Raw genomic sequence first — 18,052 nt, forward strand, 5'->3', positions numbered from 1 at the left:
CTCAGCCGCTCGAGAGCCGCACGACGACGGTCGTCGAGCCGTCGACGGTGAGGCCCGACCCGCCCCACCGGTGCGGATCGGTGCCGCGCGTCCACCGCTGACCCGCGACGTCGACCCGCACGACGGACTCGGCCTCGGCGTGGGCCACCGCCCAGGAGGCCGTGGCCCACGCCGAGGCCGACGTCGGTGCCTGGAAGGTGAGGGTGGGACCGTCGACCTCGGGAGCCGCGCCCACCTGCTCACGGGCCTTCCGGGCCGTTCCCGCAGGGTCTGCAGGCCCCGCCGGGGCCTCGAGGCGGCACGTGAGGGCGGCAGGGGTCTGCCCGGTCAGCACCGTGGCCATCACCCGCGCCTCGCCCTCGTGGTCGGCGTAGGCGTCCGGGAAGGCGCTGCGCTGCACCGACTGGGCGACCTCGGTGACGACGCCGTCCTGCCACCCCTCGACCTCCACGAGCGCGTCGTAGAAGCGGCCTGCGGCATACACCGGGTCGGTGACCTGCTCCGGGGTGCCCCAGCCCTGGCTGGGGCGCTGCTGGAACAGCCCCAGCGAGTCGGCGTCGCCGTAGGAGATGTTGCGCAGCTTCGACTCCTGGACGGCGGTCGCCAGGGCGATCGTGGCGGCGCGCGGGGCCAGGTCGCGCTGCACGGCGACCATGCTGATGGTGGCGGCGTTCGCGGCCTGCTCCGGCGTGACCTCGTGGGTGCTCTCGGTGGCCTCGAAGCGGCACACCGGGTCGCGCAGCGCGTCGACCGCCCACCCGGCCCCGAGCACACCCGCGGTGCCGACCACGGCCACGACGGTGAGCGCGGTCAGGAGTCGAGCGGTCGGTGGCACAGGGGGCACTGTAGCCGCGGGCGCTACGCTCAGCCCTCATGGACGCCGACCTTCCCGAGCTCGACCTCGACACCGACGTCGTCACCCTGACCCGGGCGCTCTGCGACATCCCCTCGGTCAGCCACCAGGAGCAGGAGCTCGCCGACCGTGTCGAGCGGGCGCTGCGAGGACGCGACCATCTGCAGGTGGAGCGTGTCGGCAACACGGTCGTGGCCAGGACCGACCTGGGGCACGACCAGCGCGTCGTCCTGGCCGGCCACATCGACACGGTCCCGCTCACCGACCCGCCCAACCTGCCGGTGCGCGTCGAGGGAGACGACCTGGTGGGCCGGGGGACCACCGACATGAAGGCCGGCTGTGCCGTGCTGCTGCGGCTGGCCGCAGGCCTCCTGCGCCCCACCCGCGACGTCACCTACGTGCTCTACGACTGCGAGGAGGTCGCCGACGAGTTCAACGGCCTCCGGCGCGTCACGGCACAGCGTCCGGAGCTGCTGGGCGGCGACTTCGCCGTGCTCCTCGAGCCCACGGACGAGGGGGTCGAAGGCGGCTGCAACGGCAACGCCACCGTGACCGTCACGACCCGTGGGGTGGCCAGCCACTCCGCCCGGCCGTGGAAGGGGCACAACGCCATCCACGACCTCGGCGAGGTGCTTCAGCGCATCGCGGTGGCGCAGCCCGCCCCGGTCGAGGTGGACGGGCTGACCTACCGGCAGTCCCTCAACGCCGTGGCCGTGGAGGGCGGGGTCGCCGACAACGTGGTCCCCGACGTCGCGCGTCTGCGGGTCAACTACCGCTTCGCCCCGGACCGGAGCGCCGACGAGGCCGTGCGACACCTGCGTGAGGAGGTCTTCGCCGGTCTGGAGCTCGACGTCGTCGACACCGCAGACGGCGCCCGGCCCGGCCTGGACCGCCCGGCTGCCGCCGACTTCGTGAGCGCGGTCGGGCTCCCGGTGCGGGCCAAGCTGGGCTGGACCGACGTGGCGCGCTTCAGCGCGCTCGGCGTGCCCGCGGTCAACTTCGGCCCCGGGCTCACCGGCTACGCGCACACCGACGACGAGCGGTGCCCGGTCCGCCACATCCCGGCCTGCGAGGAGGCGCTGCGACGCTGGCTGTCCTGACCGGTAGCGTCAGGCGGGTGAGCGACGAGAAGGACTACCACCGAGGCCCGGTCACCCTGCGTGGACTGAAGGTCCCCAAGCGGACCACCGACCAGAACCTGCTGGACAGCCGTGGGCCGGCCGACTGGGTGCACACCGACCCGTGGCGCGTGCTGCGCATCCAGGCGGAGTTCGTCGAGGGCTTCGGCGCTCTTGCCGAGGTCGGCCCGGCCGTGAGCGTCTTCGGCTCCGCACGCACCGGCCCCGGTCACCCCTCCTACGAGCTGGCCGAACAGGTGGGCACGGCTCTCGTGGAGGCCGGCTTCGCCGTCATCACGGGGGGCGGCCCAGGCACCATGGAGGCCGCCAACAAGGGTGCCGCGACGGCCGGTGGCACGTCGGTGGGCCTCGGCATCGAGCTCCCCTTCGAGACGGGCCTGAACGACCACGTCAACCTGGGCATCAACTTCCGCTACTTCTTCGCCCGCAAGACGATGTTCGTCAAGTACGCCGAGGGGTTCATCGTGCTCCCTGGTGGGTTCGGCACCCTGGACGAGCTCTTCGAGGCGGTCACCCTCGTGCAGACCGGCAAGGTCACGCACTTCCCGATCGTGCTCGTCGGCACGGAGTTCTGGGGCCCCCTCGTCGACTGGGTGCGCCAGTCGCTCGTCGGGCACGGCACCATCTCCGAGGCCGAGGTGGCCCTGCTGCACCTGACCGACGACCCCCACGAGGCGGTCGACATCATCGTCACAGCCCGCCGTGGCACCATCGCCCCGTGATCATCGTCTTCGTCGCCCTCGGGGTGCTCCTGGTGGGGCTGCTGGCGGCGGTCGCCCTGGCGCGCATCCAGGTGCCCGGCGTCGCGCCGGCGGTGACGACCGAGTCCTTCCCCGGTGTGCCCGAGGGGCCGCTGCGCAGCGAGGACCTGCACGACCTGCGCTTCGACCAGGCCCTGCGCGGCTACCGTATGGCGCAGGTCGACGAGACGCTGGCCCGGCTGGCCACGGAGCTGGCCGAGCGCGACGCCGAGATCACGCGGCTGCGGGGGGAGGACGGCGATGGGCACGTTTGAGGTGGTCCGCACGGCCCGGGCCCACCGGAGCCGGGTGTTCGCGGTGGTCTCCGACTTCGGCTCGCACGGCGAGTTCATCCCGCTGACCCGGATGGAGACGGACGCCGGGTCGCCCGGACCCGGCTGGCGCTTCGTGGGGCGCAGCGGCCTGGGCCCGCTGGCCCTGGTCGACCGCATGGAGGTGACCGTCTGGGAGCCGGACCGGCACTTCCGGGTCGACAAGCGGGGCCCTGCCCTCGACGGGTGGGCCGAGGTGCACCTCAGTGAGGACGGCCCGTTCACCCGTCTCGTGTGGCGAGAGGAGATCGTGCCCCGCCCCGCGGTGCTCGGCAGCCGTCTGGGGCCGCTGCTCGACCCGGTCAACCGGTGGATGTTCGGCCGCGCGCTGGACCGGATGGTGCGGCGGGCGGAGCAGGGGTGAGCGCGCAGGACCACCGGCCCGGGGAGCTGCCCGGGCCGGACGGGCTGGTGCGCTGCCCGTGGCCCGGGCTGGAGCGCCACCAGGACTACCGGGACTACCACGACCTCGAGTGGGGGCGTCCGGTGCACGGCGAGCGTGCGCTCCTCGAGCGGCTCTGCCTCGAGGCCTTCCAGTCGGGGCTGGCCTGGCTCACGATCCTGCGCAAGCGGCCCGCCTTCCGCGCGGCCTTCGCGGGCTTCGACCCCGAGGTCGTGGCAGAGTTCGGGACCGGGCAGGTCGAGGCGCTCATGGACGAGCCCGCCATCGTGCGCAACCGGCGCAAGATCGAGGCGACGGTCACCAACGCCCGTGCCACGCTCGCCCTGCGCGACCGCGGCGGGCTGGACGCCCTCGTCTGGTCGGCGCAGCCCGCGGTGCACCGTCGGCCGGCGACCGCGGCGGACGTCGTGGCGAGCACCCCCGGGTCGGTGGTGCTGGCCCGGCAGCTCAAGGACCGTGGGTTCGCGCACCTCGGACCGACCACGGTGTATGCCGCGATGCAGGCCTGCGGCGTGGTCGACGACCACCTGGCCGGGTGTCACCGGGCGGACGCATGATCCGTCGGGCGCTGACGGGGGAGCGGGTGCCCTTCGTCCTGACGGTGCTGGCCGTCTGGACCCTTCTGCGGATCGTGACCACGACGATCCTGCTCTGGGTCACGTATGCCGAGCAGGACCCGTCGGTCTTCACCGGGACCCAGCCCCCCTTCTTCGACGTCGCGATCCTGTGGGACGGCAAGTGGTACCAGCGGATCGCGGTCGAGGGCTACCCCGGCGAGCTGCCCGTCGACGCTGCCGGCGACGTGCAGCAGAACCCCTGGGCCTTCTACCCGGTGTTCCCCCTGACGGTCCGCCTCCTCATGGGGGGGACCGGGCTGCCCTTCGGCGTCGCTGCGACCGCCGTCGCGACGGTGCTGGGGTATGCCGCCGCTCTCGCCATCGCCGGGCTGCTGCGGCACCTGGTGGGGGCACCGGGCGCGCTGGCTGCGGTAGCCCTCGTGGGAGCCTTCCCTGCTGCACCGACGCTCCAGGTGGCCTACACCGAGTCGCTGGCACTGCTGCTCCTCGCCACCGTCCTGTGGCTGCTGGTGCGTCGCCGCTGGCTGCCCGCAGCGGGTGTCGCCCTGCTGACCGGGCTGGCGCGCCCGATCGCCCTCCCGCTCGGGCTGGTGGCGCTCGTCGCCGTCCTCGTGCGCTGGCGCTCGCGGCACGAGGAGCCGATCTCGCGGGGCGAGGGGCTCGGCATGGTCTCCGCCCTGGCAGCCTGTGCCGCGTCCGGCCTCATCTGGCCGGCCGTCGCCTGGGTGCGGACGGGCAGGCCCGACGCCTACACGGTGACGATGTCGGCCTGGCGGCAGGGAGAGCCGATCACCCCCTTCGTGCCCACGGTCGAGGTCACCCAGCTCCTCTTCGGTGACCTGCGCGGGCCGCTGCTGCTGCTGGGGGCCGGTGGTCTGCTGGTGCTGGCCGTGGCAGGGCCGTGGGCCCGCGGGCTGGGCGTCGAGCTGCGCACGTGGTGCCTGGCCTACCCGCTCTACCTCGCCGCCGCGCTCGACCCGTGGACGAGCATCTACCGCTACCTGCTGCCGCTCTTCCCGCTCTTCGTGCTGCTGGTCGGGGCCGGCTGGGCGCGCGACGACCGGCGAGGACGACAACCCGGGTGGCTGCTGGGCGTGCGCACCGCCGTCCTGGTCACCCTCTTCGTGGGGTGGCAGGTGTGGTGGACCTGGGAGCTGTTCCGCTTCGTCCCGCCGAGCGACTTCCCGCCGTGAGCCCTCGCGGCTCCGGGGTCAGTGCCCGGTGAAGGTGGGCCGCTCCTTGGCGAGGAAGGCGGCCACCGCCGCGGCGTGGTCGGCGCTGGTCCCGGTGCGGTCCATCATGTCGGCCTCGTGGGCCAGCGACTCCGTCAGCGGGTGCCCGGCCGAGAAGGCGAGCGCCCGCCGCATCGCTCCGTAGGCGAGGGTGGGGCCCGCAGCGAGCTGGGCCGCCACCTCGGCGACCCGCTGCTCCAGTGCGTCGACGGGGACCACCTCGGTGGCCAGTCCGAGCTCGGCGGCCTCGGCGGCCTTGACCGTGCGGGGCATGAAGAGGAGCTCCTTGGCCTTGGCCACGCCGACAAGCCGCTGCAGCGACCACGACGACCCGGAGTCGCAGGACAGCGCGACCCCCGCGAAGGCGAGGTTGAAGCCCGCGGTGTCGGCGACGTAGCGCAGGTCCGCGGCGAACGCGAAGGCTGCTCCGGCGCCGGCCGCGACCCCGTTGACAGCGGCGACGACAGGTTTGTCCATCGTGGCGATGAGCCGGACGACCGGGTTGTAGTGCTCGCGCACCGTGGACCACAGTGCCGCGGCGTCCTCCTGGAGCAGCCTCACGTGCTCCTTGAGGTCCTGTCCCACGCAGAAGGCCGGCCCGCTGCCGGTGAGGACGACGCACCGCACCGCCGGATCCTCCGCGACGTCCTGCAACGCCGCCAGCAGTGACTCCTTCGTGGCGATGTCCAGGGAGTTCATCGCCTCGGGTCGCTCGAAGCGCACCGTGGCCACGCCACCGCCACGGGTCACGCTCACCGGCTCAGTCATCGGGTCCTCCTCGTGTCGCGGGTGCCTGGTCACGGGTCTCGGCCAGGACTGCCGTGACGAACATACGGGCTGCGGGCTGCAGCTCGTCGGCCACCTCGAGGAAGCGCTCCCGTGCGGACTGCCCCGGCCAGCCGGCCGGCAGCACCTCCCGGGGGAGCCCGGGGTCGGTGAACATGAACTTGCGCCACCGGTGGACGAGGTCGGTGCGCACGGGGTAGGCGTCCTCGGGGGCCAGCGCGGAGGCCACCTCGAGGTCGGGGATGCCGGCCAGGAAGGCGCCGTAGGCCTCGCTGAGCTCCTGCAGGTCCCAGACCTGCCGCACGAGGGCCACCGGGTCCTCCTGGGAGGGCCCGTGGAAGTCGGTCCACGTGACGTCGGCGTCCTGCAGTGTCTCGGCGAGCTCGGTGCTGCGGTGCGGGCTCACCCACGTGGACTGGGCCAGCCGGCCGTAGCCGAGGTAGCCCAGGTTGGCCGACAGCCGGTCGCGCAGGGAGCGGTCCTTCGGCGCGTCCACGACCACCACGTGCCAGCGTCCGTCCCACGGGTCTCCGCCTGCGGCGTAGATGCGCTGGTGTGCACGGCGCAGCCGCTCCCGGGCCACCGGGGTCGCGGCATACCCGCGGAGCCCGTCGATGGTCCGGGGCTGCAGCCACCCCTGCGCCACCATCCGGGAGACGGCGGTGCGGGTGGCCGGTGGCTGGATGCCGCACGTCCGGGTCAGCGTGATCACCGCCGAGATGGGTGCCCAGTACCCGTGACCGGCCAGATGGTCGCCGTACAGGTCGAATACCGCTGAACGCGCTTGCACGAGGTCCAGTGTGCCCGACTGATTAGGACGTGTGCTGGAGATCGGGGGATACTGGGCTGCGACTAATTCAGCTCAGCCGCAGACGAGCGGTGGGCGTTTGCGGCGCCGCCGCGTCAGGAGGAAGGTTCACGATGGCAGCTATGAAGCCTCGCACCGGGGACGGGCCCCTCGAGGTCACCAAGGAGGGACGGGGCATCGTCCTGCGCATGCCGCTCGAGGGGGGCGGCCGCCTGGTCGTCGAGATGAACGCCGAGGAGGCGGGCGCCCTCGGCGACGCGATCAAGGACTGCCTGGGCTGAGTCTCCCCTGTCAGCACGAGGGCCCCGTCGTCTCGAGACGACGGGGCCCTCGTGCGTGCGGGTGCGGACGGCTCGCTCAGCGGCGGACTGCGGCGAAGAGCCCGTCGCCGGCGGGCAGCAGGCAGGGGAGCAGGCGCTCGTCCTCGCGCAGCTGCTTGCCGAGGTCGCGCAGCGTCACCGTCGTCTCGTCCCGGGCCGCGGGGTCGGCCACCTGGTCTTGCCAGAGCATGTTGTCCACCGCGAGGACCCCTCCGCTGCGCAGCAGCCGCACCGCCTGCTCGACATAGACCGGGTAGGCGTCCTTGTCCGCGTCGACGAGCACCATGTCGTAGGCGCCGTCGGTGAGCCGGGGCAGCACCTGGGCGGCGTCGCCACCGATCACCCGGGTGCGCTGAGGGGGCACGCCCGCTGCGGCGTAGGCCTGACGGGCCGCACGCTGGTGGGCGGGCTCGGCGTCGATCGTGGTGAGGACCCCGTCCGGGCTCATGCCCTCCAGCAGCCAGAGGCCTGAGGCACCGGCGCCGGTGCCGATCTCGACCACGTGCCGGGCAGCGACGGCGGCGGCCAGCAGGCGCAGGGTCGCACCCACGGACGACGGCACCGGGGTGCAGCCCAGCCCCTCACCGCGCAGGGTCGCCTGCTCCACCACCTCGGCGGGCGTGATGAACTCCTCGGCGTAGGTCCATGAGGCCATGCGTGGGGCTGCCATGGGACCCAGCCTAGTGCGCGGGGCCGCACGTGCCCGACGGCGTGACCTGTCAGACAATCCACAGGTTGCGCTGCCACGATCGAGGCCCGACGCACCCCCCGTGCGACGCCCGTGAGGAGGTTCGCGAGATGGAGACCCCCGTCCCCCAGGTCCCGCCCTCCTCCGTCGCGCCGGAATGGCAGCCACCCACGTGGGAGGACGTCGTGCGCGACCACTCCGCCCGTGTCTACCGGCTCTCCTACCGGCTCACCGGCAACCAGCACGACGCCGAGGACCTCACGCACGACGTGTTCGTCCGGGTCTTCCGCTCGCTCGACTCCTACCGGCCCGGCACCTTCGAGGGCTGGCTGCACCGCATCACGACCAACCTCTTCCTGGACCGCGCCCGCCGCAAGCAGCGCATCCGCTTCGACGCGCTCTCCGACGAGCTCGCGGCCCGTCTCCCGTCGCGGACCGGTGCCCCGGAGGAGGTCTTCGACGTCACCCACCTCGACGGGGACATCCAGGCAGCGCTGGACGCGCTCTCCCCGCAGTTCCGGGCCGCGGTCGTGCTCTGCGACATCGAGGGCTACTCCTACGAGGAGGTCGCCCAGACGCTCGGGATCAAGCTGGGCACCGTGCGCTCCCGCATCCATCGGGGCCGCGCGCAGCTGCGCCAGTCGCTGGCCCACCGCGAGCCCGCACGCGCCACACGGCCCGCACGCCCGGGGCGCGCCGTCCCGGTGCTGGGCTGACCGGTCCGGGGGACCGGGCAGCACCGTCGATCAGGCAGAATCAGCCGTATGCCCGACGACGAGCGCACCCAGGGTCTCCCCGTGGACACCCCATGGTCCCGGACCGGGCCTGCACCTCTGCCTCCACCCTTAGCCCACCCCGCGCCCCCGACGTCGGCCCACCCTGCGCGCCAGGGGAACCGCGCCGGTCGGGGCGCGGGTCCGCTCACCGTCCTGCTGACCGCACTCCTGGCCGGTCTCGTGGGCGGCCTGGCCGGAGGGTATGCGGTGAGCAGGGGCGGCGACACCTCGGCCGGTGGTCCGACCGTCACCGAGGCTGTGCCGGTGTCGTCCGACTCGTCCTCCGGCGGTGCGACGGTGAGCCAGATCGCCCGGGTCGCACTGCCCAGCGTCGTGTTCATCACCGTGGAGTCGGACAGCGACAGCGGCGTCGGCTCGGGCTTCGTCATCCGGGAGGACGGCTACATCGTCACGAACAACCACGTCATCGAGGCGGCTGCCGACGGTGACGGAGAGGTGACCGTCGAGTTCACCGACGGCGAGTCGCTGCCCGCCGAGCTCGTGGGCGGTGACGCCAACTACGACATCGCGGTGCTCAAGGTCGACCGGGACGGACTGCCGGCCCTGGAGTTCGGGGACTCCCAGGCCCTGCAGGTCGGGGCGCCGGTCGTGGCGGTCGGTGCGCCGCTGGGGCTGGACAACACGGTGACCTCGGGCATCGTGTCGGCCCTCGACCGCCCGGTGGTGGCCGGCGACGTCGAGAGCACCTCCTACATCAACGCGATCCAGACCGACGCCGCGATCAACCCGGGCAACTCGGGTGGCCCGCTGCTGGACATGGCCGCGCGCGTCGTGGGGGTCAACTCGGCGATCGCGCAGCTGCCCAACAGTGCCGGCCTGAGCCCGGGGGGCAGCATCGGCCTCGGCTTCGCGATCCCTGCCGACCAGGCGGAGCGCACGGCCTCCCAGCTGATCGAGACCGGGACGAGCGACTACCCGGTGATGGGCATCCACGTGGACGTCCAGTACGCCGGGGAGGGTGCCCGCGTGCTGACCGAGGCCACCGAGGACGTCGAGCCGGTCATCCCCGGTGGACCTGCTGCGGAGGCCGGGGTGCGCCCCGGTGACGTGATCCTGGAGATCGACGGTCGGCGCATCGACGACAGCAGCCAGCTCATCGTGGTGCTGCGCTCCTACCGGATCGGGGACAGCGTGCAGGTCCTGGTCCGGTCCTCCGACGGCGACGAGCGCACCGTCTCGGTGACGCTGCAGGGGTCGAACGGGTGACGGCTGCCATAGTTGACCCCGTGACGCGAGGGGTCTGCTGATGCTGAACATCCAGGGTGGCGAGCTGCTGCTCCTGCTCGTCCTCGCCGTCGTCATCCTGGGCCCCCACCGGCTGCCGGAGTATGCCGCCAAGCTGGCCCACGCGGTGCGTGCGCTGCGCGACATGGCCGAGGGCGCCAAGACCCAGATCAAGCAGGAGATGGGCCCGGCGTTCGACGACATCGACTGGCGCCAGCTCGACCCCCGGCAGTACGACCCGCGACGGATCGTCCGGGACGCGCTGTCCACGCCGTCAGGCTCCCCCGCGGGGCCCGGCCAGAGCGCCGCAGGGGCCACGACGACCGCGGCCGCCGCCGGCATGGTGCCGGTGGAGCCGACGACGTCCCAGCGGTCGCCCGCAGGCGCGCGGAGCCCTCGCTCCCGCCCTCGTCGGACCCGTGTGCGTCACGACCCGGCGCTGCCCACCCCGTTCGACGTCGACGCGACCTGAGCCCTGCGGCTCACACCCGCGAGGTGGGGGTGATGCCGAGCTTGCGTCCGGCCAGGCCACGCCCGCGCGCCGCGAGCCCCCGGGCGACCGCCCGCAGTGCGGTGGCGGCCGGCGAGTCGGGTTCGCCGAGCACGACCGGGACCCCGCGGTCGCCGCCCTCGCGGACCAGGGTGTCCAGCGGCACCTGGCCCAGCAGAGGCACCTCCGCGCCGATCGAGCGGCTGAGCGAGTCGGCGACCTGCCGGCCGCCCCCGGACCCGAAGATCTCCTGGCGGCTGCCGTCCGGCATCTCCAGCCACGACATGTTCTCGATGACGCCCACCAGCCGCTGGTGGGTCTGCAGCGCGATCGCGCCGGCCCGCTCGGCGACCTCGGCAGCCGCCTGCTGCGGGGTGGTGACGACGATGAGCTCGGAGTTGGGCAGCAGCTGCGCCACGGTGATGGCGATGTCCCCGGTGCCGGGCGGCAGGTCGAGCAGCAGCACGTCGAGGTCGCCCCAGAAGACGTCCCCGAGGAACTGCTGCATGGCCCGGTGCAGCATCGGCCCGCGCCACACCACCGGCTGGTTGCCGGGGACAAACATGCCGATCGAGATGACCTTCACGTCCTGGGCGACCGGCGGCAGGATCATGTCGTCGACCTGGGTCGGCGCGTGGGCGACCCCCAGCATCCGGGGCACCGAGAAGCCGTAGATGTCGGCGTCGACCACGCCGACCCGCAGCCCCTGCTGAGCCATGGAGGCCGCGAGGTTGACGGTGACCGACGACTTGCCCACGCCCCCCTTCCCGGAGGCCACGGCATACACCCGGGTGAGCGTGTCGGGCCGGGCGAAGGGGATCTCGCGCTCGGGAGCGTTGCCCCTCAGGTTCGAGCGGAGGTCGGCGCGCTGCTGGTCACTCATGACGCCCAGCCGCACCTGCACCTCGCGCACCCCCTCGACCCCGGTCAGCGCGGCGGTGACCTCCTTGGTGATGGTCTCCTTCATGGGGCATCCGGGGACGGTCAGCAGGATGGTGGCCAGCACCCCGCCCGACTCGTCGACGTCGACGGACTCGACCATGCCGAGCTCGGTGATCGGCTTGCGGATCTCTGGGTCGTCGACGGTGGCCAGAGCAGCATGCAGGGCGTCGAGGGAGGGGACAGGCATGCTCCCTATGGTAGGTCGCCGCTCAGCGGTCCCGGTCCCCGGCCTCGTCCGGCTCGTGGGCCACCTCCGCGTTCACGACCCGCAGCCCGCGTTCCTCCATGTCGTCCAGCAGGCCCCGCAGCTCGGAGCGGACGAAGTCACGCGTCGCCGCGTCCCTGAGTGCGATGCGCAGGGCCGCCACCTCCCGGGTGAGGAACTCGGTGTCGGCGAGGTTGCGCTCGTCGCGGGTGCGGTCCTGCTCCATCATGACCTTGTCGCGGTCGGCCTGGCGGTTCTGTGCCAGCAGGATGAGCGGTGCGGCATACGACGCCTGCAGGCTGAGCATCAGCGTCAGGAAGATGAACGCGTAGGGGTCGAACCGCAGGTCCGCCGGGGCCAGGCTGTTCCAGAGCAGCCAGACGATGACGAACATCGTCATGTAGAACAGGAACCGCGCGGTGCCCATGAACCGGGCGAACGTCTCGGCGAAGCGTCCGAAGGCGTCGGGGTCCATGCGGGGCTGCCACAACGGGTTGCGACGGTCGACGAGGGGCTGGTCCAGCCGGGCGGCCGGCCTGCCGCCGGGTCGCACCGCCGCCCGGGGGCGCGTGGGCTCAGACATCTGCGGCCTCCGGGGTCATGTCCCGCTCGCGCCAGTCGTCGGGCAGCAGGTGGTCGAGGACGTCGTCGACGCTGACCGCCCCGACGAGGCGGCCCTCGTCGTCGGTGACGGGGAGGGCGACCAGGTTGTAGGCGGCCAGCAGACGCGTGACCACCGGCAGGCTGGCCTGTGTGCCGATGGCGTCGACGCCCTTGTCGAGGATGCCGCCGATCGCCTCGTGGGGGGGCTCGCGCAGCAGCCGCTGGATGTGGACGAGCCCGAGGTACCTGCCGGTCGGGGTCTCGTGCGGCGGCCTGGCCACGAACACCAGCGAGGCCAGCGCCGGGGAGAGCTCCTCCCGGCGGACCACGGCCAGGGCCTCGGCGATGCTGGCGTCAGGCCCCAGGATCACCGGCTCGGTCGTCATCATGCCGCCCGCGGTGTCCTCGTCGTAGGTGAGCAGGCGACGGATCGGCGCGGCCTCGTCGGGCTCCATCAGCTGCAGGAGCTGCTCGGCCTTCTCCTCGGGCAGCTCGGAGATGAGGTCGGTCGCGTCGTCGGGCTCCATGGCCTCGAGCACGTCGGCGGCCCGCTTGATGTCGAGGTTGACCAGGATGTGCACCCGGTCGTCCTCCGGCAGCTCCTCCAGGACGTCGGCCAGCGTGGCGTCGTCCAGCGCGTCGGCGACCTCGCCCCGACGCTTGACCGAGAGCTCGTGGACCGCCTCCGCGAGGTCCGCGGGCTTGAGGTCCTCGTAGGCCTCGAGGAGGGCGTCGGCGGCCTGGACAGGCCCGCTGCTCGCCAGGCCCACGACCTCGTCGACGTCGACGAGGAGCGTCTCCCCACCGCGGCGCCGCAGGCGCAGGCCACGGTGCCGTCGCTCGTCCCCGTCGCCCTTGCGGCAGAAGACCTTGGTGATCCGCCAGTCCCGGTTGCGCTGCAGGTCCATCGCCAGGTCCACCACGACCGCGGGGAAGCCCTCGCCGTCATGGCGGACGGTGACGCGACGGTCCAGCAGCTCGGCCACCGCCAGGGTCTCGCCGCGACGCTGCTCGAAGCGCCGCATGTTGACCAGGCCCGTGGTGATGACCTGCCCGGCGTCGACACTGGTCACGCGGGTCATGGGGACGAAGACCCGGCGTCGGCCCGGCACCTCCACCACGAGCCCGATGACGGGAGGGGCCAGCTCGGAGGCGCGGCCGGAGAGGGCCACCACCACGTCGCGCACCCGGCCCACCTCGTCACCGAGCGGGTCGAAGACGCTGAGGCCGTTCAACCGGGCGACGAAGACGCGAGTGCTGCTCACCGCTGCAGGATACCGAGCCGGGAGGGTCGGGTGACGGCGGTCACCCGCCCGGCGGGAATGCCTGCGGGCCCTGCGGCGCTGACCATGATGCCCCTGAACTCGTCGAGACCACCGAAAGGTCGTCGCCCGCAATGGCCATCCCCTCCGGGATCACGTACACCCCCGCCGCCGGACGTGCGTTCCGGCATACCCACGCCGCCGAGGTGTCGCGCCGGCCCGTCAAGCCACGCCGCCGGCCCCGCCGGGGCTGAGCACGCCTCAGCCTCACTGTGCGCCCAGCCCCCGTCCGGACCGCCGGCACGGGGGCTTCGTCGTGCCTCACCGGCGCGAGGGACGGCACACGGGCGTCCATGATGACAAAATGGGGAGGTGACCTCCCCGATGCAGCAGGGCAAGCCTCGTCGCACCGCCGGCCTGACCCTCAACTACCCGATGTCCCTGGGCGTGTTCGACCGCTACGAGGACGCGCAGCGCGCGGTGGACTACCTCTCCGACGAGGAGTTCCCGGTCGAGAACTGCATGATCGTCGGCACCGAGCTGCGGCAGGTGGAGCGGGTCACCGGTCGTCTCAGCACCGGCCGTGTGGCCTTGGGCGGGCTGCTGTCCGGCGCCTGGCTGGGCCTCTTCGTCGGCCTCATCTTCGCGCTCTTCGCCACCCCGGGTGACACGCTCACCACGATCATGTGGTGCATCGCCTACGGCGCCGTGTTCGGGCTGGTCTGGGCGATGACCGGGTACGCGCTGACCCGGGGCAAGCGTGACTTCACCTCCGTCTCCCAGGTGGTGGCCACGCGGTACGAGCTGCTCACCGAGCACAAGTTCGCCCAGCAGGCGCGGGACCTGCTGGAGCGGATGCCCGCAGCGCCTCAGCGCTGACCCCCTGCGCGCACCCACCTCTCCACGTCGTCGGCCGTGCGAGGCAGCATCGCGGACAGGTTGCGGCAGCCGTCGGCGGTGATGACGACGTCGTCCTCGATGCGCACCCCGATGCCCCGCAGCTCCTCGGGCACGAGCTCGTCGTCCGACTTGAAGTAGAGGCCAGGCTCGACCGTGAGCACCATGCCCTCGCGCAGCTCGGCGTCCAGGTAGTCGGCACGCAGGGCCTGCGCGCAGTCGTGGACGTCGATGCCGAGGTGATGGCTGGTCCCGTGGACCATCCACCGCCGGTGGAACTGGCCACGCTCCTCGTGCAGGGTCTCCTCCACGTCGACCCCCTCGGGCAGCAGACCCCAGTCGTGCAGGGCCTCGGCGACCACGGCGATCGCGGCCGCGTGGATGTCACTGAACCTGTTGCCCGGACGGGCCGCAGCCAGGCCGGCCTCCTGGGCCGCCAGCACGGCGTCGTAGACTCGCCGCTGTGCCTCGGTGAAGGTGCCGTTGGCCGGGAGCGTGCGGGTGACGTCGGCGGTGTAGAGCGCGTCCGTCTCGACACCGGCGTCGACCAGGACCAGGTCCCCGTCGCGCACCTCTCCGGTGTTCCGGATCCAGTGCAGGGTGGTGGCGTGGTCGCCGGCGGCACAGATGGAGTCGTAGCCCACACCGTTGCCTCGGTGCCTGGCGTGCAGCCCGAACAGGCCCTCCACCCAGCGTTCTCCCCGACCCCGGCGGATCGCCTCGGGCAGGCCGGCGACCACGGCGTCGAACGCCTCGGCGGTGGCCTCCACGGCCTCCTCCATCCGGGCGACCTCCCACTCGTCCTTGACCAGCCGCAGCGTGGACAGGAAGCGCGCCAGGGCCAGGTCCTGCTCGGTCTGCTCCTCTGCGGAGACCGTCTCCGCCGCCTGCGCCCGCGCCTGCTCCACCAGGGATGTGACCTCCTGGTCGGCGTCGCGCACGACGCGCACGCCGACCGAGCCCACATCCTTGGCAAGCGCGTCCGACAGCTCGTCCAGGTGCCGCGTGGTGACGCCCAGCTCGGTGGCCGCGGTCCGCAGGGTGGGCCGGTCGCCGACCCAGAACTCCCCGACGCGCGAGTCGGCGAAGGACTCGTCGCTGTCCCTGTCGGCCGGCGGACGGAAGTAGAGCACCGGCTCATGACCACCCTCTGCGAGGGGCTCCAGCACGAGCACCGCGTCCGGCTCACGGTCGGCACCCAGGCCGGTGAGGTGCGCGAAGGCGCTGTGCGGGCGGAAGACGTAGTCGGTGTCGTTGCTGCGGACCTTGAAGCCACCGGCAGGGACGACCAGACGCTCGCCGGGGAACGCGGCGGACACGGCGTCCCGTCGTGCGACGGCATACCGTGCCGCCTCCGTCAGGTCGGGGCGTGCGTCGGCGCGCGCCGCCCAGCCCTGGGTCATGAAACGTCGGAAGGCCGCCCCCGTGGGGCGGCTGCGGTGCTCGGCCTTGGGCTGCTTCTCACTCACCCCGCCATCGTGGCATGGAGTTTTCGCTCCCGTCGCCCCGCCTGCCTACGCTGAGGGCGTGACGCAGCAGCCCCCCCGGCACGACGCCGCCCTCCCTGGTCGCACCGAGATCACCGGACCCATGGTGAGGCCCGCGACGAACGTCGGTCGGGTCTGGCGCGCCAAGGCGCAGTGGGCGGTGCGCGGGCTCGGTCCGCCCACCGTGCCCCTCGCGCTGCCGGGCAGTGACGACGACCTGTCCCAGCGTCACGCCCGTTCCGTGATCGACCTCGCGCTGCGCATCGGTGAGGCTCTCCTGAGCACCGGCGCCTCGGCTGCGGACGTCGTCACCACCGTCCTGCGGCTGACCTACGCCTATGGCGTGCGCTCGGCGCACGTCGACATCACCTACACCTCCATCTCGGTGTCGATCCAGCGCGGGGTCGACGAGGACCCCCTGGCCGTCATGCGCGTCATCAAGACGCGCTCGCCCGACTACTCACGGCTGGAGCAGATCCAGCTGCTCGTGGACGACGTCGCCGGCAGAGCGCGGCGCGGGGAGGAGATGCGCCCGGTCGAGGAGGCCCGGCAGGACCTCGGTGACATCCTCTCGGCGCCGCACCCCTACCGGCGCTGGGTGGTGACGATGGGCCAGGTGCTGATCGCCGTCGGGGTCGTCGTCCTGTTCGGAGGAGGGCCCGGCATGTGGGTCGTCGCCGGGCTCAGCGCGGCCATCGTCGACCGGGTGCAGCGGCTGCTGCACTCGGCAGGGGTCGCCGCCTTCTTCAGCCAGGCCGTGAGCGCCGGCATCCCCACGACGATCGCGGTCCTGCTGTTCACCCTGGACGACGTCGGGCTGTCGGTGCCCGGGGTCGACTCGCCCTCGCTGGTCGTCATCTCAGGGATCATCGTGCTGCTGGCCGGCCTGGGGGTCATGGGTGCAGCCCAGGACGCGGTCGACGGCTACTACGTGACGGCGGGAGCCCGCGGCCTGGAGGTCGTCATGATGACCCTGGGCATCGCGATCGGTATCTCGGCCGTTCTCGCTACCGCCAACCGCCTGGGCGTCCCGATGGAGATCGCGCCCTTCATCGCGCTCGGCGGCTCACCGGTCCTCGGCACCATCGGTGCGACGGTGGTGGCCATCGGGTTCTCCCTGTCGAGCTACAGCGGCCCGCGGGCGACGGCCGTCGCAGCGGCGCTGGGGGCCGTCGCCTGGGTCGCGTTAGAGCTGGTGTCGGTGCTCGGCGTGGGCACGACGGCCACGGTCACCGCCGCAGCGACGGTGGTCGGGGTGCTCGGACACACCGTCTACCGGGTGCTGCGGGTCCCGGAGCTCGCGATCACGACGGCAGCCATCGTCAGCCTGCTGCCCGGCCTCGCGGTCTACCGCGGTCTCTTCTACATCATGTCGGACTCGCCGCAGCTGGTCACTGCTGCGGCGATGGAGTTCGTCACGGCGGCGTCGACCGGGCTGGGGCTCGCGGCCGGGCTGTCCCTGGGTGCCTACGCGGCGCGCCGTAGGTTCGGCCTCGACCGTGCCTCGATCCGGGCACGCCGACGGTCGGTGGGTGCCTACCGCTCCTGAGGCACGCGCTCCCCCGAGCTCACTGCCAGGTCCAGGAGCCGAGGATCTCCTCCAGCTCGGCCTGCGCCTCCTCGAGCCTGCTCTCCGCGGCGGACAGCGTGAGGATGTACAGCGAGTCCTCGTGCTCGACCCAGCGCTGGACCTGCACGATGTCGACGTCCTCGACGGTCCGGGTCAGCTGGTAGCCGTACGCGGTGCGGCCGTCGATCTCGATGTCCTCGAGCATCTCGTGGCTGCCGTCCTCGCCCGCGATCGTCTCAGCCGCCTCCTCGATGGCCTCCTCGAGGTCGGAGATGGGCTCCTCGGTGACGACGACGAGGTTGGTGAAGAAGTCGTCGGTGCGCTCGTCGGCCCTCGCGGCCGCGACGGCGTCGGCGCCGGCCTGGTCGCCCGCGTCGCTCCACTCCTGAGGGACCTCGAAGGAGAACGCGTCGTCGGCGGAGGTGACGGGAGCCGGTGCCTCGGTGGTGGACTCCGCGTCGTCGGGCGGAGACGTCGTGACCGCCGCGTCGTCCGGCGCGGAGGTCTCCTGGACGTCGGTGACCGGGTCGGCGGACCCTGCAGGGTCGTCCTCCCCGGAGCACCCGGTGAGGAGGGCCAGGGACAGTGCCACGGTCGTCGGGACGACCCAGGCGCGGGCGCGGTTGCTCATCTGACTCCTCCGGGCAGGCACCCGAGCGCGGGCACCGTCAGCGTGCGGACGGTCTCAGTATGCCG

General features: G+C 72.6%; 21 protein-coding genes. 12 read left to right on the forward strand and 9 right to left on the reverse strand.

Annotated elements, in window-relative coordinates:
• Position 1 precedes the first annotated feature (1 nt).
• A complete protein-coding gene (locus tag LVO85_RS05455; protein ID WP_232746397.1) occupies positions 2-835 on the reverse strand; it encodes a hypothetical protein in 834 nt (277 codons plus the stop codon).
• Positions 836-873: 38 nt separating this feature from the next.
• Between LVO85_RS05455 and dapE the strand changes: the two genes are divergently transcribed.
• Genes dapE through LVO85_RS05485 form a run of 6 tightly spaced genes read left to right on the forward strand, consistent with a single transcriptional unit; the run spans position 874 to position 5,238 of the window.
• Complete coding sequence (gene dapE, locus LVO85_RS05460) at positions 874-1,953, forward strand: succinyl-diaminopimelate desuccinylase (RefSeq protein WP_232746398.1); 1,080 nt, start codon at positions 874-876, stop codon at positions 1,951-1,953.
• Between the two features lie 17 nt (positions 1,954-1,970).
• Entirely contained in the window at positions 1,971-2,714 is a 744-nt protein-coding gene (locus LVO85_RS05465) for an LOG family protein (protein WP_232746399.1), read from the forward strand.
• Positions 2,711-3,007, forward strand: coding sequence for a DivIVA domain-containing protein (locus LVO85_RS05470; RefSeq protein ID WP_232746400.1), 297 nt, complete (start codon positions 2,711-2,713; stop codon positions 3,005-3,007). Before LVO85_RS05465 ends, LVO85_RS05470 begins: the two co-directional genes overlap by 4 nt.
• Entirely contained in the window at positions 2,994-3,428 is a 435-nt protein-coding gene (locus LVO85_RS05475; RefSeq protein ID WP_232746401.1) for an SRPBCC family protein, read from the forward strand. The genes LVO85_RS05470 and LVO85_RS05475 overlap by 14 nt, the downstream gene beginning before the upstream one ends.
• On the forward strand, positions 3,425-4,024 hold the full coding sequence (locus LVO85_RS05480; protein WP_232746402.1) for a DNA-3-methyladenine glycosylase I: 600 nt from the start codon (positions 3,425-3,427) through the stop codon (positions 4,022-4,024). Before LVO85_RS05475 ends, LVO85_RS05480 begins: the two co-directional genes overlap by 4 nt.
• A complete protein-coding gene (locus LVO85_RS05485) occupies positions 4,021-5,238 on the forward strand; it encodes a hypothetical protein (protein WP_232746403.1) in 1,218 nt (405 codons plus the stop codon). The genes LVO85_RS05480 and LVO85_RS05485 overlap by 4 nt, the downstream gene beginning before the upstream one ends.
• Positions 5,239-5,256: 18 nt before the next feature.
• On the opposite strand, the gene LVO85_RS05490 is transcribed toward LVO85_RS05485, so the two are convergent.
• Both LVO85_RS05490 and LVO85_RS05495 read right to left on the reverse strand, forming a co-directional pair.
• Complete coding sequence (locus LVO85_RS05490) at positions 5,257-6,045, reverse strand: enoyl-CoA hydratase/isomerase family protein (protein WP_232746404.1); 789 nt, start codon at positions 6,043-6,045, stop codon at positions 5,257-5,259.
• Positions 6,038-6,853, reverse strand: coding sequence for a PaaX family transcriptional regulator (locus LVO85_RS05495; protein ID WP_232746405.1), 816 nt, complete (start codon positions 6,851-6,853; stop codon positions 6,038-6,040). The genes LVO85_RS05490 and LVO85_RS05495 overlap by 8 nt, the downstream gene beginning before the upstream one ends.
• Positions 6,854-6,984: 131 nt before the next feature.
• On the opposite strand from LVO85_RS05495, the gene LVO85_RS05500 reads away from it, so the two are divergent.
• Positions 6,985-7,152, forward strand: a complete 168-nt coding sequence (locus LVO85_RS05500) for a DUF3117 domain-containing protein (protein ID WP_153393079.1) — start codon at positions 6,985-6,987, stop codon at positions 7,150-7,152.
• A gap of 76 nt (positions 7,153-7,228) precedes the next feature.
• Here the strand turns inward: LVO85_RS05500 and LVO85_RS05505 are convergent, their stop codons facing one another.
• Positions 7,229-7,861, reverse strand: a complete 633-nt coding sequence (locus tag LVO85_RS05505; protein WP_232746406.1) for an O-methyltransferase — start codon at positions 7,859-7,861, stop codon at positions 7,229-7,231.
• A gap of 128 nt (positions 7,862-7,989) precedes the next feature.
• Here LVO85_RS05505 and sigE point away from each other — a divergent pair, with 128 nt between their 5' ends.
• The 3 genes from sigE to LVO85_RS05520 are packed head-to-tail and all read left to right on the forward strand — an operon-like array spanning position 7,990 to position 10,372.
• On the forward strand, positions 7,990-8,595 hold the full coding sequence (sigE, locus tag LVO85_RS05510; protein ID WP_232746407.1) for an RNA polymerase sigma factor SigE: 606 nt from the start codon (positions 7,990-7,992) through the stop codon (positions 8,593-8,595).
• Between the two features lie 48 nt (positions 8,596-8,643).
• Positions 8,644-9,882: a S1C family serine protease gene (locus LVO85_RS05515; RefSeq protein WP_232746408.1), complete on the forward strand. Its 1,239-nt coding sequence runs from the start codon at positions 8,644-8,646 to the stop codon at positions 9,880-9,882.
• Between the two features lie 40 nt (positions 9,883-9,922).
• Positions 9,923-10,372 carry a twin-arginine translocase TatA/TatE family subunit gene (locus tag LVO85_RS05520; RefSeq protein WP_232746409.1) on the forward strand — a complete coding sequence of 150 codons (450 nt, stop codon included), beginning with the start codon at positions 9,923-9,925 and terminating at the stop codon, positions 10,370-10,372.
• Positions 10,373-10,382: 10 nt separating this feature from the next.
• Here the strand turns inward: LVO85_RS05520 and LVO85_RS05525 are convergent, their stop codons facing one another.
• From LVO85_RS05525 to LVO85_RS05535, 3 genes are read right to left on the reverse strand one after another with little or no spacing between them, the layout of a single operon-like run.
• Positions 10,383-11,519 (reverse strand): Mrp/NBP35 family ATP-binding protein, encoded by a 1,137-nt coding sequence (locus tag LVO85_RS05525; RefSeq protein ID WP_232746410.1) that lies wholly within the window; start codon positions 11,517-11,519, stop codon positions 10,383-10,385.
• A 22-nt stretch (positions 11,520-11,541) separates the two neighbouring features.
• Entirely contained in the window at positions 11,542-12,120 is a 579-nt protein-coding gene (locus LVO85_RS05530; protein ID WP_232746411.1) for a DUF1003 domain-containing protein, read from the reverse strand.
• The gene (locus tag LVO85_RS05535) at positions 12,113-13,405 is read right to left on the reverse strand and encodes a magnesium transporter MgtE N-terminal domain-containing protein (protein ID WP_232746412.1); all 1,293 of its coding nucleotides are present in this window, start codon (positions 13,403-13,405) and stop codon (positions 12,113-12,115) included. The genes LVO85_RS05530 and LVO85_RS05535 overlap by 8 nt, the downstream gene beginning before the upstream one ends.
• 369 nt (positions 13,406-13,774) lie before the next feature.
• Between LVO85_RS05535 and LVO85_RS05540 the strand changes: the two genes are divergently transcribed.
• A complete protein-coding gene (locus LVO85_RS05540) occupies positions 13,775-14,281 on the forward strand; it encodes a general stress protein (RefSeq protein ID WP_332875412.1) in 507 nt (168 codons plus the stop codon).
• On the opposite strand, the gene LVO85_RS05545 is transcribed toward LVO85_RS05540, so the two are convergent.
• Positions 14,272-15,768, reverse strand: a complete 1,497-nt coding sequence (locus tag LVO85_RS05545) for an aminopeptidase P family protein (protein ID WP_232746413.1) — start codon at positions 15,766-15,768, stop codon at positions 14,272-14,274. The genes LVO85_RS05540 and LVO85_RS05545 overlap by 10 nt on opposite strands.
• A 58-nt stretch (positions 15,769-15,826) precedes the next feature.
• On the opposite strand from LVO85_RS05545, the gene LVO85_RS05550 reads away from it, so the two are divergent.
• Positions 15,827-17,335 (forward strand): threonine/serine exporter family protein, encoded by a 1,509-nt coding sequence (locus LVO85_RS05550; RefSeq protein ID WP_232746414.1) that lies wholly within the window; start codon positions 15,827-15,829, stop codon positions 17,333-17,335.
• A 19-nt stretch (positions 17,336-17,354) separates the two neighbouring features.
• Here LVO85_RS05550 and LVO85_RS05555 read toward each other — a convergent pair whose 3' ends face one another.
• On the reverse strand, positions 17,355-17,987 hold the full coding sequence (locus LVO85_RS05555) for a PsbP-related protein (RefSeq protein ID WP_232746415.1): 633 nt from the start codon (positions 17,985-17,987) through the stop codon (positions 17,355-17,357).
• Between the last annotated feature and the right edge of the window lie 65 nt (positions 17,988-18,052).

The organism is Ornithinimicrobium sediminis (assembly GCF_021272345.1).
In the GTDB taxonomy this organism is placed as follows: Bacteria; Actinomycetota; Actinomycetes; order Actinomycetales; family Dermatophilaceae; genus Ornithinicoccus; species Ornithinicoccus sediminis_B.